This is a genomic window from Mycobacterium sp. (assembly GCF_035274705.1).
Lineage (GTDB): Bacteria > Actinomycetota > Actinomycetes > Mycobacteriales > Mycobacteriaceae > Mycobacterium.
The window spans coordinates 39,996-55,889 of record NZ_DATENY010000103.1 but is presented as its reverse complement, the minus strand read 5'-3'; the positions used below and the strand labels follow the sequence as shown (position 1 = coordinate 55,889).

The window sequence follows — 15,894 nt, the reverse complement described above, 5'->3', positions numbered from 1 at the left end:
CCATTGAAAGGTCTGCTCGCCGGTAGCAAGCTAATGAATGCACGGTAGCGCCGCCGGGGCGCTGCCCCGATGCAAGGGGGTGGGTTGAGTGCATGCACGCTCGACCACGATTCAGGCGCAAACCTCGTCGATCGACAATGGAATTGCCTACATGCGCGACGATCTGATGCGCGAACTCGAGAACGTCGACGGGTACGTCGGCATATCGCTGTTGGTCGACCGGGAGTCCGGTCGCTGCATCATCACCGCCGCCTACGAGACGGAAGACGCGATGCGCGCCGCCGCGGATAAGGCGAACCAGCTTCGCAGCCAAGCGGCGGAGAGGTTCGGCGGCAGTGTCGAGAAGGTCGAAGAGTGGGAGATCGGGGTCCTGCACCGTGACCATCACTCGCGTGACGGCTCCTGTGTCCGGGCCACCTGGATACGGATGCCGTCAGATCAGTCCGACCGAGCCCTCGAGTTTTACAAGGACTCTGTCCTGCCGTCCCTGGAGGGCCTCGAGGGATTCTGCAGTGCGAGCCTGCTGATCAACCGCTCGTCCGGGCGCGGTGTGTCGTCGGCGACGTTCGACAGCCGCGAGGCCATGGATCGCGACCGGGACAAGGCGACCGAATTGCGCAATGCGCGGACCAGAGAACTGGGCGCTGACGTGCTCGACGTCGGCGAGTTCGAGTTGGCACTGGCTCATCTGCGGGTGCCCGAGATGGCCTGACGCCGTTCGGTCCCTCTTCCAACCGCCGAGCCCGGCAGATTTACGCGAGCGTTTATTCAAGGATGGGCAGGGGTATCTCAGTGCCAGTCGCATACCCCTGGAGGAGAAATGACCATCACCGGCGTTGTCAGTGCAATTCTCATCGGCATCGTCGTCGGCGTCATCGGCCGACTGCTCGTCCCGGGTAAGCAGCCCATCGGCTGGTTAATCACGATCGGCGTCGGCATCATTTCGGCGTTCATCGGCACCGCGATCGCCCGCGCCCTGAGCATTCCGACCGCCACCGAAGGCATCGACTGGCTGAAACTTCTGGTCCAGGTCATCGTCGCGGCCATCGGCGTGGCATTGGTCTCGGCGCTGCTGGGTCGACGGACCGGCGTAATTGGCCGGAGGCGTTCCGGCCTCATGCGCTGACCTGATGTACCCCGGCGATCCCGGCTGGCACCAGCCAGCCGGGATCCCCTATCTCCGCGTAGTGATCAGCGAGACTTCAGGAGCTCGTCGAGCTTCTCGTAGCCCTCGGTCATGCCGCCCTCCATGCCCGACGACAGCAGGCCGTCACGGGCCTCGACGTTCGGGCAGATCGACCGGCCCCGCAGCAGGCTGCGGCCACCGCCCAGATCCTCGAACCACATGAACTCGATGTTCACCATGTCCGGCGCACCCTCGAATTCGAAGGTCTGGATGATGAATTCGTTCTCCCGCACCGTGTGGTACACGCCGTTGAAACGGAATTCACCGCGATCGGCCTTGTGCACGTAGCGGTAGCCGCCTCCGGTCTTGAAGTCCCAGTGCTCGATCGTCATCTCGAGGTCACGCGGTCCGAGCCACTGCTTGACCAGGTCCGGCTCAGCGTGTGCCCGGAACAGTGCCTCCACCGGAGCGTCGAACTCGCGGGTGAATTCCATGGCCAGAGTGTCTACGGGTGCGTGCAGGTCCAGCGCGTTCGTCATCGGTCGGTTCCTTCCGTGTTGTTGTCGGTCATGCCCGCCAGCAGGGCGTCCAGCTGGCGGTAATTGCGTTCGGCGTCAAGGCGATACCGGTCGATCCATCCCGTCAGCCGCTCCAGCGCGCCCGCGTCCAGGTGCACTGGCCGTCGCTGCGCGTCGCGGGTCCGGGTGACCAGCCCCGCCTGCTCGAGCACCTGAATGTGCTTGGACACCGCCTGTTTCGTGATGTCGAAGGGCGCGGCCAACTCGTTGACCGTGGCCGGACCGCGGGACAACTTCGCCACGATCGCGCGCCGAACTGGATCGGCCAGCGCCATGAAGGCGCGGTCCAGCCGGGCGTCTTCATCTCCATCGCTCCCCATTTATCAACCTTATTATTGATCAATCATTTGGTTGACTACCAATGTAGGAGCCGATTTGGCGAGTGTCAAGGGCTCAGTTGTCACTCAAACCGACGTTTTGCAAAGGATGTGGGGAGTAGCGGCCGCCAAAACGTGGATCTGCGTGACGGGTGATGTGCCCACCGCGGGCGGAAGAGAAGTCAGCGCTTCTTGCGGATGATGGCGCGCAGTTTGTCCAACCGGCTTGCTATCTCACGCTCGGCGCCGTGGCTGGTCGGGCGGTAGTAGTCCACACCGACCACCTCGTCTGGCGGATACTGTTGCGCCACAACACCATCCGGGTCGTCGTGTGCGTACTTGTAGCCGATCGCGTTGCCCAGGGCAGAAGCCCCGGAGTAGTGCCCGTCGCGCAGATGGGCAGGCACCAGACCAGCCTTGCCCGCCTTGATGTCGCCCATCGCCGCGCCCAGCGCCGTCGTCACCGCGTTGGACTTCGGCGCGGTGGCCAGATGCACGGTGGCATGCGCCAGCGTCAGCTGGGCCTCGGGCATGCCGATCAACTGCACGGTCTGCGCGGCGGCCACGGCGGTCAGCAGCGCGGTCGGGTCGGCCATGCCGATGTCCTCGCTTGCGAGGATCATCAGCCGACGAGCCACGAAGCGTGGGTCCTCCCCCGCCACCAGCATCCGGGCCAGGTAGTGCAGGGCGGCATCGACGTCGGAGCCGCGGACCGACTTGATGAAGGCACTGATGACGTCGTAATGCTGGTCACCGTCGCGGTCGTAGCGGACGGCAGCCTTGTCCAGCGACTGCTCGATGATGTCGACACTTATTCGGACGCCCGCCGCTCCGGCTGCTTCGGATGCCACTTCCAGCGCGGTCAGCGCGCGCCGGGCATCGCCCGTCGACAACTGCACCAGCAGGTCTACGGCGTCGTCGGTCACCTCAATTTGTCCGCCCAGACCACGCGGGTCGTCGATGGCGCGCCGCACCACCGTGCGGATGTCATCGGCGCCGAGCGGCTGCAGTTGCAGGATCAGCGACCGCGACAGCAGCGGTGCGACCACGGAGAACGACGGGTTCTCGGTGGTGGCCGCAACCAACAGCACGATGCGGTTCTCGACGGCCGAGAGCAGCGCGTCCTGCTGGGTCTTGGAGAACCGATGCACCTCGTCGATGAACAGCACGGTCTGCTCGCCATGATGGAGGAGCGCCACGCGGGCCTTTTCTATGACCGCTCGGACCTCCTTGACCCCGGCCGACAGCGCCGACAATGCCTCGAACCGGCGGCCCGTGGCCTGCGAAATGAGCGCCGCGAGCGTCGTCTTACCGGTCCCCGGCGGGCCGTAGAGGATCACCGACGCCGCGCCCGAACCTTCGGCCAGCCGGCGCAGCGGTGAGTTCGGTTTCAGCAGGTGGTCCTGCCCGACCACCTCGTCGAGCGTCGCCGGGCGCATCTTGACGGCCAGGGGCGCCGATGCGCCGACAGGGCCGCCCGCGGTCGAACTCGGCGCGCCGGGGACGTCAAACAGACCGTCGGACACGATCTCTGCTTACCACGTGGCTACGACGTCGGTTGGGTCACGAAGTCGATCAGCTCCTCGACGCGGCCGATCAGCGCCGGCTCGAGGTCGTTCCAGTCGCGCACGCGGCTTCGTATCCGCTGCCAGGCCCGGGCGATGTCGGCCTGCTGCGTGTGGGGCCAGCCAAGCGCGCCGCACACCCCGTGCTTCCACTCCACGTCGCGAGGCACGACCGGCCACGCTGAGATGCCGAGCCGGCCGGGCTTGACCGCCTGCCAGATGTCGATGAAGGGATGCCCGACGACAAGCGTGTGCGGGCCGCCGGGACCACGCCTGACCGCGTCGGCAATGCGGGACTCCTTTGAGCCCGCGACGAGATGGTCGACGAGGACACCGAGTCGGCGGCCGGGGCCGGGCCGGAACTCCTCCACGATCCCGACGAGATCGTCGACGCCGCCGAGGTGTTCGACGACGACGCCCTCGACGCGCAGGTCGTCTCCCCACACCTGCTCGACGAGTTCGGCGTCGTGGCGGCCCTCGACGTAGATCCGGCTGGCCAACGCGACCTTCGCTTTGGCCTGTACGGCCACGGAGCCCGACGCCGTGCGAGTCGGCGCCTTAGGCGCTTGCCTTCGTGGTGGGGTGAGAATGACCGGTTTGCCGTCGATCAGATAGCCCGGGCCGACCGGGAATGGTTTGCGGCGGCCGTGCCGGTCCTCGAGTTCCATCCGGCCGTACTCGACCCGGACCACCGCACCCACGTAACCGGTTTGGGCATCCTCGACGACCATGCCGAGCTCAACGGGCTGCTCGGTGGAGCGGGGCTTGCGGTGCGGGTTGTTGGCGAGGATGTCGGAGCCATAGCGATCAGCCACCGCGTGATCGTAGGGTCAGACGCGTGCTGCTCAACCGCGACACGGCCGAGGGAATCGCAATCGGAACGATCACACTCGTGTTGCGGCGATGGGACGCGCCGCGCGCCAAACCCGGCGGCGCGCAGCGCACGATCGCGGGCACGATCCGGATCGACGGCGTCACCGAATACCCGGGCAATTACCGAGTGACGGCCGCGCAGGCCCGTGCGGCGGGCTATCCGGATGCCACGAGCGCGCAGAAGGAACTCGACCGCCGTCCGGCACGCCACACATACGTGATCGCAGTGTCGTACCTGGCACCCGACGAGCGACCCGACCTCGCCGCCGACGACCGCCTCTCCGAAGCAGACGTCGACGCGATAGCCGCCCGGCTGGACCGCTGGGACGCTGCGGCCGAAACCCCATGGACGCGGCAGTATCTGGAGATGGTCCGGAACAACGATGCGGTCCGCGCTCCCGACCTGGCGGCACGCGTCGGACTGGAGGTGCCGCGGTTCAAGCGGCGGGTGCGCCAGCTCAAAGGGCTGGGGCTGACCATCAGCCTCGACGTCGGATATCGGTTGTCGCCGCGCGGCAAGACATTTCTGCGACTCACGGCCTAGTCGAACGCATCTCGCGCCAACAGATGGCACGCCAACCGGATGTCGTCGGCGGCTTCCTTCGGTTCGAGTTCACCCCCGACGCGGTCGCTCGTGGCAGATCAGGCAGTGAGTTTGGCTGGATCCGACGTGATCTCGTCGATGATGGTATGGATGAACCGCATCTTTTCGAGCACGACGTGCGGCAGCACGAACGGATAGAGATCCTCCTTGCCCATCGAGCGGTTCACCATGTTCAGTGCCCACGCCAGCGGAAGCCACATCTCGATGATCGTGTCAAAACCGCTGGGCCCCAGGAAAGGTCGCTCGAACGTGGCGCCAGCCGGTGCGAAACCGAACGCCGCTGCGGTGTCCAGAGTGTCGCGGATGTGCAAGTAGTGCGCGAACGTCTCGGCCCAGTCCTCGGCGGGATGCATCGCCGCATAGGAGGACACGTAGTTGTCTTCCCAGCCCGCTGGCGCGCCCTCGCTGTAATGACGGTCCAGTGCCTCCTGGTAGTCGGCGTCCGGATCGCCGAACAACTCGCCGAACCGCTCCGAGTACGCCCGTGACGGGCCGACAAGCCGATAGAAGTAGTAGTGCCCGATCTCGTGACGGAAGTGCCCGAGCAGCGTGCGGTACGGCTCGCTCATCTCCACCCGCAGCTGCTCGCGATGCACGTCGTCGCCCTCGGCGAGATCGAGCGTGATCACGCCGTTGTGGTGGCCGGTGACCACCTTCTCGAATTCGCTGGACAACAAGTCGAATGCCAAGCCGTACTGCAGGTCTTGGTCACGGCCGACGATCGGCAACTTGAGTTCGTGCAGTTCAACGATCAGCCGACGTTTGGCCTTCTCCGCGGCCGCGAACGCCGCCAACGCCTTGGTGTCGGTGTCATTGGGCCGGGTTCGGGTGAGCCGGCAGGACGCGCACAGCTGCCGGACTGGACCTTTCTCGACGAGCCAATTGCATTCGGCCAGGTAAAGGTTCGCGCACAGTTGGTATTCGGCGGAGTCGACCGCGCCGCCGTGCTCACTCTCGACGCCTGACGCGATGACCAGCAGCGCCATATCGGGAAGCGAAAATCCGAGCGAACTGCCGCAGGACAGGCACAGCGAGTTCTCGACCGCCAGTCGCTGACCGCAGTTGGGGCAGTTGAAATCACGCACGCAGCACTCCGCCTTCGTAGGGAGCGACGTCGACCGCGACGTCGATCATGCTGCGTTCGGAGTCGGTGTAGATGATGCCGCGCAACGGCGGAACATCTGCGTAGTCGCGGCCGAAGCCGACGATGATGTAGCGCTCGTCGACCATCTGATCGTTGGTGGGATCCAAACCCAGCCACTGGTTTTGCGGCGTCCACACCGACGCCCAGGCGTGCGTCGCGTCGATGCCGATCATCCGTTCCTTTCCCGGCGGCGGGTCGGTCGCCAGGTATCCCGAGACGTAGCTCGCCGCCAACCCGTTGGCGCGCAGGCAGGCGATGGCCAGCCGCGCGAAGTCTTGACATACCCCTTCCCGCGCGGTCAAAACCTCGGCGACCTGCGTAGAAACCGTCGTCGAGCCCGACCGATAGGTGAAGTCGGAGTAGATCCGCGATGTGAGGTCCCGAAGCACCTCGATCAACGGCCGGCCGGGTTCGAAACTCGGTGCGGCGTATGCCCGTAGCTCGTCGGTGATCTCAGGCGGCTGCAGGTCGAGAGTGAATTCGGTGGCCAGCGCACCGTCGAGACCGACCGGGCGGGCGATCTCCCACGGTGCGCGCGCCGATCCTCCGCCGTAGAGCTCCGGCGGCGGCGGATCCACCTCGACAACCGACTCGCTGGTGATCGACAGCGTCTGATGGCGCTCGGTGACATGAAAATACGAGCTGATGTTGCCGTAGACGTCGCGGCTGGTGGAGCTGTCGGCGGCCTCGGGCTCGATCACCAACTCGTGCGACAGACAGCGCTGGCGTGGCAAGTCGCGCGGCGTGAGGAATCCGCGTCCGTACGAACTGGTGACGACATCGGAGTAGCGGTAGACCGTGCGGTGCGTGACCTGATAGCACCGAATCGACCCCGACGAGATGGGCCCGTCGGTCATGGCACCAGGCGCCGCTCGTCGGGACCCCACAGATGTTGCATGCCGCCGGGCAGGGACAGGTGCGTCGCCGTGATGACGCCGGACAGCTCACGCAGATCGCGGTGCATCCCGTCGAGCAGGCCGGCCAGCCGGTTGCGTACGCCGTCGTCGACGTCTTCGAGACCGGCCGGGTCCAGGCGGCGTAGCCGCGTGCTGATCTCATCGACCATCCGCTCGGGCCGCGACGAACCCGACGACCCGGGCAGCGCCTTGAGGTTGGCCCGCAGCCGCTCGAGTTGGTAGACGAGCGAGCGCGGGTTCTCGGCGTCGAACAGCACCAGGTCCGCCACAGCAGCCACACTAACCTTGCCCAGAGTCCGCCGCCGATAGATCACCGACGACTCGCACGCCACCAGCGCGGACTCGGTGATGGTTTGCTCAGCGCCGGGGCTGCGGACCCTTGTCAGGGTCGCACGCAGCAGCGCCGTCAGGGCGATTCCGCGCTCGATCCGTTTGCCGATGTCCATCATTGTCCAGCCGACGTCGTGCACCATCGACTCGGCCGCGACACCTGAGAGCGCCAGCATGCCGGCCAACGTCAGGTTGTTCGTCGACGACAGGAACGCCTCACCCTCGGTTTGCGAGTCGGGCGGGGAATCCGGCGCATGTAACAACGCTCGTTCCACCGCGGCGAGCACCATCCAGGTGTCGTTCGACATCTGGTCGCGCACCGCACGGGCCGCGAGCCCCAGCCGCTCGACCGACTGCGCGAGCGAGCCGGCGCGGTGCCGATCGGCGGTCAACGACCACAACGTCGACTGCGCCGTCGCCACCATTTCCGCGTAGTCGCCGCCGGCGCCGGTGTCGGTTCCGGTGATATGCCCGAGCGCGGCCAGCAGCACCGGCACGCATTCGCTGCCTTCCATCTCCCGGCGATAGCGGTACTCGTGACAGCGCTCGCGGGTGACGGTGAGCAACCGGGCCATGTTCTCCGCGCGTTCGGCGTAGCGGCCCATCCAGAACAGGTCGGACAGCACACGTGGCGAGCTGACAGCGCGGGTTGGGCTCGGGGTCATCACGGGAAGGTCCACCGCGGTTGGAATCCGCTCGGCCGTGACCCGCGTCGGTGTGCGCACCCAAATATCTTTTGCAGCAACCGTATTCAATCGATACGCCGCGTTGCCCGGCGCCAGCAGATACCCCAGGCCGCCGATCATCGGCGCGTACCCGCCACGCTGCGCGACGGTGAACAACCGCATGCCGACGCTGGCCGAGGACAGCCCGCCGGAGTAGTAGTCGGTCGGCGCCGACGAGAACTGCGGCAGTTCCTGGCCGACCCACTGCCACGGTGTGGCCTCGATACAGGCAGCCAGCGACTCGCGCTGTGCGGCCGACAGCCCTGGACCGACGATCGGACCGCCGCCGGTCACCGGCTTGATCAACAGCGACGACAGGTTGGTCAGCAGATGTGATCGCTCGGTGTTGATGCCGCCCCAGTACAGCGGCGCCGTCGGCAGCAGCGGCGTCTCACCCAGCAGGCGCTCGGCCAACTCGGGCAGAAAGCGAAGCAGCCCAGGGCTTTCCAGCACACCGCTGCCCAATGTGTTGACGACGGTTACCGCGCCACGGCGGAGCACTTCGACCAGCCCGACGACACCGAGCCGCGAATCTGCCCGCAGGTCAAGCGGATCGGCGTATTCGGCGTCCACCCTCCGCAACACGACGTCGACCCGCTTCAGCGTGCCCATCGAGCGCATCCACAGCTTGCCGTCCCGCACCACCAGATCCGCGCTTTCCACCAGTGGGAAGCCCAGCACACTGGCCAGATACGCCTGGTCGAACGCGGTCTCGGAATAGGTGCCGGGGCTGAGCACCACGACAACCGGCTCCTCGGCCGACTCCGGCGCGGCGTCGATCAGCGCCAGCCGTAGCGCCTGCGCCCACGGCGAAGCGGGCCGCGGCCCGATCCGCTCGTAGAGATCGGGGAACGCATGTGCGACCACCCGCCGGTCGGCCAGCGCATAACCGGCCCCCGACGGCGCCTGGGTCCAGTCCGCGTTCACGCGGAAGCCGCCGTCGGCGGCGCGGCTGATGTCACATCCGTGCACGAACAACTGATGCCGGCCGGGCACCTCGATTCCCTGCGCCGCCCTGAGGTATCCCGGATGGGCGAACAGCAGCTGCGGCGGCAGCACCCCGCTCGTCACCGAGTGACGTGGCCCGTACAGGTCGGCAAGCACCGCGTCGAGCAGCCGGGAGCGTTGCACCAGACCGGATTCCAGCGTGTCCCACTCCGAAGCGGAGATCAGAAGTGGTAGCGCGTCGAGGTGCCACGGCCCCGGCTCCGCCGTTCCGTCACCGTTTGTGATGGCGTCACCGTGGCGGTCGACCTCGATGTAGGTGATGCCGTCGTTCTCGACGAGACCGCGCACGACGGCCCGCAGCTGGGCCAGACCGCCGCGACCCCGTTCGCCGACGCATTCGGCCAGTTCCTGCCAGGCGGGGCGGACATTGCCTGCGGCGTCGACGAATTCGTCGTACCCGGTGCTGGTCCCGGGACGGACGTCGAACAGCGCCTGTTGCGTCCGGGCGGTGCGGTACCGGATCAGCAGGTTGTCGACATCGTGCGTATCCGGGGCGGGAAGAGCCATTACTGCAGAACGGTACGCACTCGTCGCAAATCGAGAATGCCAGGCGCGCCGACATCGGTGGATTGGCGCGCCTGCTTCTCGCGGATGTCCGACAAGTCGAGGGTGCCCGGCGTGAAACCTGTCGCCTCAAACCGGCGGCCCCGCCGGGATTCGGCTTCGACGGCGTTGACGGGCGGCGTGTCGTACGAGCGGCCGCCGGGGTGGGACACGTGATAGGTGCAGCCACCGCGTGACATGCCGGTCACCGAGTCGACCAGCTCGAAGCGCAGCGGCCCGTCAACCGTGATGGTGGGGTGCAGTGCGCTGGGCGGCTGCCAAGCACGGAACCGCACCCCGCCAACCTGAATGTCGGGGTTGTCGGTGGCCAGCAGCGGTATCGGGTAACCATTGGCGGTGACGATATAGCGGTGCCGGTCCGCGCCGATGAGCCGGACCTGGATGCGCTCCACCGACGAGTCGACGTAGCGGGCGGTGCCGCCTGCGGAGGATTCCTCACCGAGGACGTTCCAGGGTTCGATGGCGCCGCGCAGCTCGATCTCGATGCCGTCGAACACCGCGGTCCCGATGCGCGGGAACCGGAACTCGGTGAACGGGTCGAGCCAGCTGGTGTCGAAGTTGATGTCGTGCGCGCGCAGATCGGCCGCGACGTCGGAGATGTCGTGAATCAAGAAGTGCGGCAACAGGTATCGGCCATGCAGGTTGGCGCCATGGCGGATCAGCGGGGACCGCAGCGGTTCGTCCCAGAACCACGCCACCAGCGAGCGCACCAGCAGCGACTGCACCATTGCCATCTGGTGGTGCGGCGGCATCTCGAAGCCGCGCAGCTCCAGCAGACCCAACCGGCCGCGGGCGGAATCCGGGCTGTAGAGCTTGTCGATGCAGAACTCGGCGCGGTGCGTGTTTCCGGTGATGTCGGTCAGCAGGTGGCGCAGCGCGCGGTCGGTGATCCACGGCTTTGGCGTCGTCGAACTCAGCCGGGCAATCTCGGCGAACGCGATCTCGAGTTCGTACAGCGCCTCGGCCCTGCCCTCGTCGACCCGCGGCGCCTGCGAGGTTGTCCCGATGAACCGGCCCGCGAACAGGTAGGACAGCGACGGGTGGCGCTGCCAGTACGTCAGCAGCGATACCAGCAGATCGGGCCGCCGCAGCAGCGGCGAGTCGGCGGGTGTGATGCCGCCCAGCGTGATGTGGTTGCCGCCGCCGGTACCGCCATGGGTGCCGTCGACGGAGAATGACTCTGTAGATAACCGAGTCTGCCGCGCCTCGTGATAAAGGGTTTCCAGCTGTTGTTTCTGCTCGGCGAAGCTGGCCGTCGGCGCCACGTTGACCTCGATGACGCCTGGGTCGGGAGTGATGGACATCGAGGTGATCCGCGGGTCCGGCGGCGGGCCGTAGCCTTCGACCACCACGGGACAGTCCACCTTGGCCGCGGCGGCCTCGATCCGACTGATCAGGTCGACGAAGTGTTCGAGCTCCTCGGTGGGCGGCATGTAGACGTAGAGCAGCCCTTGTCTAACCTCGGCCACCATCGCGGTGGTGGGTGCGGAGTCGGCGTCCTCGACCGCGGCGGCCTCGGCTGGAGGTTCGACGGGCAGGGCACCGCGACGAGGCAGCGGGTCGCCGTCATACGTCGCACGTGGCGGATGCCAGCTGACTGAGCTGAGCGGCAGCCTGAGACCCGCCGGCGAATCCCCTTCGAGCAGCACGATGCGGCCACGCCGTAGCTTCCAGTCGGCGCTCGCCCAGCCAGATTCGTCGTCGCGGCGGTGCAGCGGCAGCACATAGGCTGCGGGTTCGGTGACGGGCTCCTCGAGCCTGGACAGCAGCTCTGCGCGCGCGTCTGCGGCGTCGGCCTCCAGATCGTCGTCGGCCGCGACCGGGTCGCCTTCCGGTTGACGCACCGCGCCGGCGAGCCGGCTGAGCGGGTCCTCGTAGGCCGGCCGTACTTGCGACGCGGCCAGGCCGAGGCCGTCCGCAATCGCACCCAGCACTTGTTGTCCGGCGTCGGGAGCGATCGCGAGCGATTCGGCTCCAGAAGGCCACGGGTCCGCAAGCAACGCGTCATTGCGCCACAGCGGTTCGCCGTCGGTACGCCACAGCAGTCCAATCTGCCAGCGCGGCAAAGGTTCTCCTGGATACCACTTGCCCTGGCTGCGCTGGATCAGGCCTTGCGGGGCCCACACGTTCTTCAGCCGAGCCGCCAGCGCCGAGGCACGCTGGCGTTTGTGCGGGCCGTCGGCTTCGGTGGTCCACTCCGGGTCGACCTGGTTGTCGATCGAGACGAACGTCGGCTCTCCCCCGATGGTCAGGCGGACATCGCCTGCGGCCAGTCGTTCATCGACGCGGGCGCCGAGCGCGCAGATCGCACCCCAGGCGGCTTCCGTATAGGGCAGCGTGACGCGCGGATCCTCGTGCACGCGGGTCACGACATTGGAGAAGTCCAGCGTGGTCTGGCACGGTTCGGTCGCACCGGTGATCGGCGCCGCGGACTCCGGATGCGGTGTGGCCGAAAGCGGAATGTGACCTTCGCCGGCGAACAAGCCCGACGTCGGATCCAGCCCGATCCAGCCCGCGCCGGGGATGTACACCTCGGCCCAGGCGTGCAGGTCCGTGAAGTCCGCAGCGGGCCCGGACGGCCCGTCGAGCGCCTCGATGTCGGAGGTCAGTTGGACGAGATAGCCCGATACAAAACGCGCCGCAAGACCGAGTTGCCGCAAGACCGACACCAGCAGCCAGGCCGAGTCACGACACGAGCCGATTCCGGTGCGAAGGGTGAAATCCGGTGTCTGCACGCCCGGTTCCATTCGCACGCTGTAGCCGACGTCGGCGTTCACCGCTCGATTGACTGCGACCAGGAAATCGATCGTGCGGGTGCCGGGTGCGACGGAGAAGTTCTTCACCCATGCCTGGGCAAGATCGCCGGGACCTGATCCTTCGTCGTTCTCGTCGACGGGCCGAAGGTAGGGCTTGAGATCCTCGGCGAGCGCCTTGGGATAATCGAATCCGATCTGTTCGGCGTATTCCTCGATGAAGAAGTCGAAGGGGTTGATCACCTTCATGTCGGCGATCAAGCCGACGGTGATGGTCAGGCTGCGGGCGCGAGTGGGAAATACCAGGCGGGCCAGGAAATTGCCGAAGGCGTCCTGCTGCCAGTTGACGAAGTGGTCGGCGGGCTCGACCTGCAACGAGTACGCCTCGATCGGGGTACGCGAATGCGGCGCGGGACGCAGGCGAACGACATGCGGATACACCTCGACCAGCCGGTCGAATGTGTAGCTGGTGCGATGCTCCAGCGCCACCTTGATGCCCATGTGGCGATCACACCACAACCGTATTGCGCTCGCATTGCGTCAGTCGGCCAGCCGCCGCGCCCACAACACCAGGACGCCGGCCATCGCGATGCCGGTGAGGTTGACCAAGAGCTGAGCCGCCGACTTGGCGGCGACGTCCCAGTCGCCGACCGTCGCCGCGACGACGGCGAAGCCCGCCGCGGGCACCGTCGTCACCGAGATGAATACGCCTACCAGCGCAGCCGATTTGGCCGACACCAGCGACAGCATCCCGGCAGCACCGGCGAACAGGGCCACGACGAACGACAAGGGCCCCACCTGGAAGATGAAGTCGACCTCGCTCAGCTCGCGGATGTTGGTCACCTCGATCCACCCGATCCCCTCCCCGGCCAGCACACCGAGACCTGTGACGAGCATCGCCACCGGGAAACCGACCACCAGCGCGATCGCCGCGCGGCGGGCCAGATACCTCCGCCGCCGCACCAGGGCCACGGCCAATGCCGCCAGCGGGCCGAATTCGGGGCCCACGACCATCGCCCCGACCACAGTCACAGGCGAATCGGTCACCACGCCGACCGCGGCGATCAAGCATGCCAGGCACAAGAACGTCAGGTAGGTGACGTTGAGCGTGGACTCTTCGCGTGTGCGTGCGGCCAGCTCATCCCAGACCACCGCGTCGGCGGGGTCGCCGACGGCCTTCTCCTCGGCCCGATACGCGCGGGTCGACAAGACCGTGTCGATCACGTCCAGCGTGATGGCCCCCCGCTCCTTGACGCCGAGCGCTTTGAGCCCGTCGACAACGTCGTTGGCGGACTCTCTGGCGATGTCGGCGGTGATCTCGTCGCCGCGGGGATCCAGAGCGGCGTCGCGGTGGAACACCAGATGCGTGACGCCCGGATTCTGTGTCAGCAGGTCGATGACCGGCTCGCGCGGTTCTGTCGGCACGATCAACCGCAAATGCAGCACGGCTGAACCCTATCGGCGGCGGCGTTCCTGTCGAACCACGATTAATTGCGCCCGCGTCAGAGGATCATCTACAGACATGCCTGCGACAGATCCCACCTTTTACCGCAGCCCGGGCGCTGCCGTCGCGGCAGCTCCCGAGCAACTCGCCTACGTCGCCGCGTATGACCCAACCGGTCAGCGCAAAGACGCCATCGCCGTGGTCGATTGCGACCCGAACTCATCGGCCCGCGGCGGCGTGGTCGGCTGGTCTGAATTGCCGACGGCCGGAAACGAACTTCACCACTTCGGCTGGAATGCATGCTCGAGCGCGCTGTGCCACGAGGGCCACGACAGCCATGCGATCGAACGACGCTACCTCGTCGTGCCGGGTATCCGATCGTCGAACACCTATGTGCTCGACACCAAGCCGGATCCACGAAACCCGGTGGTGGCGCACACGATTGCGGCCGATGAACTGGCCGCCAAGGCCGGATACTCGCGCCCGCACACGGTGCACTGCGGCCCGGGCGGCATCTTCATGTCGGCGTTGGGCGGCCCCAACGGGGACGACGGTCCCGGCGGTGTGGCGCTGCTCGACCACGACACGTTCGAAGTGATCGGTCCGTGGGAGCGCGACCGCGGCGAGCAACGGTTGGCCTACGACGTGTGGTGGCACCTGCGCCAGGACACGGTGATCACGTCGGAGTGGGCCACGCCGTCGATGATCGAGAACGGCCTGAATCCCGAGGATCTGCTGGGCCGAAAGTTCGGCCATCACTTGAACTTCTGGAGTATGTCCGAGGGCAGGCTGACCCAGCGAGTGGATCTCGGCGATGCGCACCAGATGGTGCTCGAATTGCGTCCGGCCCACGATCCGACCAAGGCGTGGGGCTTTGCCGGGGTGGTGATCAGCGCCGAAGACCTGTCCGCATCGGTGTGGCTGTGGCATCGGGACGGTGATCAGTGGGCGGTCGACAAGGTGATCACCATCCCTGCTGAGCCCGCCGAGGCCGACGACCTGCCGCCGGCATTACAGCCGTTCGGCGCGGTACCGCCGCTGGTGTCCGACATCGATCTATCGGTCGACGACCGCTGGTTGTATGTATCCTGCTGGGGCACAGGTGAACTCAAGCAATTCGACGTCAGCAACCCGATGCATCCGCGTGAAACGGCGTCGGTTCGACTTGGCGGGATCGTGCGGCGGGAGCCGCATCCGTCCGCACCGGATCTGCCGCTCGCCGGCGGTCCGCAGATGGTGGAGATCAGCCGCGACGGCCGCCGCGTGTACGCCACCAACTCGCTGTATGCGGCATGGGACGAGGTCTTCTATCCCGACGGTGTGGGCGCATGGATGGCTCAGCTGGACGCCTCGCCCGATGGCGGGCTTGTAGCCAACCCGGGCTTCTTCCCGCACGGCGACGACTTCCGCGGACTGCGGGTGCACCAGACCCGGCTGCAGGGTGGCGACGCGTCCAGCGATTCCTATTGCTTCGCCGACTGAGCGCTTTTCGTGTGGGCGTGAATCGCCTTCGTCAGTTCGAGGATCTGGTTCGACAACTCGATCAGTTGCTTGTTCTGCTGATCTTCTTCCTGGACCATCTTCCACTGCAGATCCGCCGCGGCTTGGCGCTTAAAGTCCGCGCGGTTCTGGCTGATCATCACGAAGGTGGACAGGAAGATCGCTTCAAGCGACACGACCATCGTCAGCAGGCCGAACGGATAGCCCTCGATGCCGAAGATGATCCACACCGCGAACCAGAGGATGTGGAAGTAGACGAATGCCATCGAGCCCGCGAACCGCGTGATTACGTCGGCTATCCGGTTCTGGATGTTTGCGGCACGCACTTCGGCGTGCTTGGCGAGCGCCGGATTGATCGGCTTAGGCAGCTTGGGCGGGACGAACCCGTGCTGCGCCGGATGTGCTTCGGTATTTGCCATGGCTCACCGTAGCCGCGGGCGCACTGC

Annotated in this window: 14 protein-coding genes; 4 read left to right on the top strand and 10 right to left on the bottom strand. The window is 66.5% G+C overall.

The window, feature by feature from the left end; translation table 11 throughout:
* The first annotated feature begins 88 nt into the window (after window positions 1–88).
* Both VJV41_RS21985 and VJV41_RS21980 read left to right on the top strand, forming a co-directional pair.
* On the top strand, window positions 89–712 hold the full coding sequence (locus tag VJV41_RS21985) for a hypothetical protein (RefSeq protein ID WP_325337209.1): 624 nt from the start codon (window positions 89–91) through the stop codon (window positions 710–712).
* A 108-nt stretch (window positions 713–820) separates the two neighbouring features.
* Window positions 821–1,126, top strand: coding sequence for a GlsB/YeaQ/YmgE family stress response membrane protein (locus VJV41_RS21980; protein WP_325337207.1), 306 nt, complete (start codon window positions 821–823; stop codon window positions 1,124–1,126).
* Window positions 1,127–1,191: 65 nt separating this feature from the next.
* On the opposite strand, the gene VJV41_RS21975 is transcribed toward VJV41_RS21980, so the two are convergent.
* From VJV41_RS21975 to VJV41_RS21960, 4 genes are all read right to left on the bottom strand, one after another.
* Window positions 1,192–1,665 (bottom strand): SRPBCC family protein, encoded by a 474-nt coding sequence (locus tag VJV41_RS21975; protein WP_325337205.1) that lies wholly within the window; start codon window positions 1,663–1,665, stop codon window positions 1,192–1,194.
* Window positions 1,662–2,024, bottom strand: coding sequence for a metalloregulator ArsR/SmtB family transcription factor (locus VJV41_RS21970; RefSeq protein WP_325337203.1), 363 nt, complete (start codon window positions 2,022–2,024; stop codon window positions 1,662–1,664). Before VJV41_RS21970 ends, VJV41_RS21975 begins: the two co-directional genes overlap by 4 nt.
* 179 nt (window positions 2,025–2,203) lie before the next feature.
* Window positions 2,204–3,547: a replication-associated recombination protein A gene (locus VJV41_RS21965; protein ID WP_325337201.1), complete on the bottom strand. Its 1,344-nt coding sequence runs from the start codon at window positions 3,545–3,547 to the stop codon at window positions 2,204–2,206.
* A 20-nt stretch (window positions 3,548–3,567) separates the two neighbouring features.
* Window positions 3,568–4,401, bottom strand: coding sequence for a DUF3097 domain-containing protein (locus VJV41_RS21960; protein WP_325337199.1), 834 nt, complete (start codon window positions 4,399–4,401; stop codon window positions 3,568–3,570).
* A 23-nt stretch (window positions 4,402–4,424) separates the two neighbouring features.
* Between VJV41_RS21960 and VJV41_RS21955 the strand changes: the two genes are divergently transcribed.
* Window positions 4,425–5,003 (top strand): hypothetical protein, encoded by a 579-nt coding sequence (locus tag VJV41_RS21955; protein WP_325337198.1) that lies wholly within the window; start codon window positions 4,425–4,427, stop codon window positions 5,001–5,003.
* Window positions 5,004–5,101: 98 nt separating this feature from the next.
* On the opposite strand, the gene VJV41_RS21950 is transcribed toward VJV41_RS21955, so the two are convergent.
* From VJV41_RS21950 to VJV41_RS21930, 5 genes are read right to left on the bottom strand one after another with little or no spacing between them, the layout of a single operon-like run.
* On the bottom strand, window positions 5,102–6,148 hold the full coding sequence (locus VJV41_RS21950; RefSeq protein WP_325337197.1) for a zinc-binding metallopeptidase family protein: 1,047 nt from the start codon (window positions 6,146–6,148) through the stop codon (window positions 5,102–5,104).
* Window positions 6,141–7,064, bottom strand: coding sequence for a transglutaminase family protein (locus VJV41_RS21945; RefSeq protein WP_325337195.1), 924 nt, complete (start codon window positions 7,062–7,064; stop codon window positions 6,141–6,143). The genes VJV41_RS21950 and VJV41_RS21945 overlap by 8 nt, the downstream gene beginning before the upstream one ends.
* On the bottom strand, window positions 7,061–9,694 hold the full coding sequence (locus VJV41_RS21940; RefSeq protein ID WP_325337193.1) for a circularly permuted type 2 ATP-grasp protein: 2,634 nt from the start codon (window positions 9,692–9,694) through the stop codon (window positions 7,061–7,063). Before VJV41_RS21940 ends, VJV41_RS21945 begins: the two co-directional genes overlap by 4 nt.
* A complete protein-coding gene (locus tag VJV41_RS21935; protein ID WP_325337191.1) occupies window positions 9,694–13,005 on the bottom strand; it encodes a transglutaminase family protein in 3,312 nt (1,103 codons plus the stop codon). The genes VJV41_RS21940 and VJV41_RS21935 overlap by 1 nt, the downstream gene beginning before the upstream one ends.
* Window positions 13,006–13,044: 39 nt before the next feature.
* Complete coding sequence (locus VJV41_RS21930) at window positions 13,045–13,950, bottom strand: DUF389 domain-containing protein (protein WP_325337189.1); 906 nt, start codon at window positions 13,948–13,950, stop codon at window positions 13,045–13,047.
* A 76-nt stretch (window positions 13,951–14,026) separates the two neighbouring features.
* Between VJV41_RS21930 and VJV41_RS21925 the strand changes: the two genes are divergently transcribed.
* Entirely contained in the window at window positions 14,027–15,430 is a 1,404-nt protein-coding gene (locus VJV41_RS21925) for a selenium-binding protein SBP56-related protein (protein ID WP_325337187.1), read from the top strand.
* On the opposite strand, the gene VJV41_RS21920 is transcribed toward VJV41_RS21925, so the two are convergent.
* Complete coding sequence (locus tag VJV41_RS21920) at window positions 15,412–15,867, bottom strand: DUF1003 domain-containing protein (RefSeq protein WP_325337185.1); 456 nt, start codon at window positions 15,865–15,867, stop codon at window positions 15,412–15,414. The genes VJV41_RS21925 and VJV41_RS21920 overlap by 19 nt on opposite strands.
* Window positions 15,868–15,894: the final 27 nt, after the last annotated feature.

Excerpts from the sequence above, each read along its gene's own strand:
- VJV41_RS21970 (WP_325337203.1), bottom strand. The coding sequence starts at position 2,024 with ATGGGGAGCGATGGAGATGAAGACGCCCGGCTGGACCGCGCCTTCATG.
- VJV41_RS21935 (WP_325337191.1), bottom strand. The coding sequence starts at position 13,005 with ATGGGCATCAAGGTGGCGCTGGAGCATCGCACCAGCTACACATTCGAC.
- VJV41_RS21980 (WP_325337207.1), top strand. The coding sequence starts at position 821 with ATGACCATCACCGGCGTTGTCAGTGCAATTCTCATCGGCATCGTCGTC.
- VJV41_RS21925 (WP_325337187.1), top strand. The coding sequence starts at position 14,027 with ATGCCTGCGACAGATCCCACCTTTTACCGCAGCCCGGGCGCTGCCGTC.
- VJV41_RS21920 (WP_325337185.1), bottom strand. The coding sequence starts at position 15,867 with ATGGCAAATACCGAAGCACATCCGGCGCAGCACGGGTTCGTCCCGCCC.
- VJV41_RS21940 (WP_325337193.1), bottom strand. The coding sequence starts at position 9,694 with ATGGCTCTTCCCGCCCCGGATACGCACGATGTCGACAACCTGCTGATC.
- VJV41_RS21975 (WP_325337205.1), bottom strand. The coding sequence starts at position 1,665 with ATGACGAACGCGCTGGACCTGCACGCACCCGTAGACACTCTGGCCATG.
- VJV41_RS21945 (WP_325337195.1), bottom strand. The coding sequence starts at position 7,064 with ATGACCGACGGGCCCATCTCGTCGGGGTCGATTCGGTGCTATCAGGTC.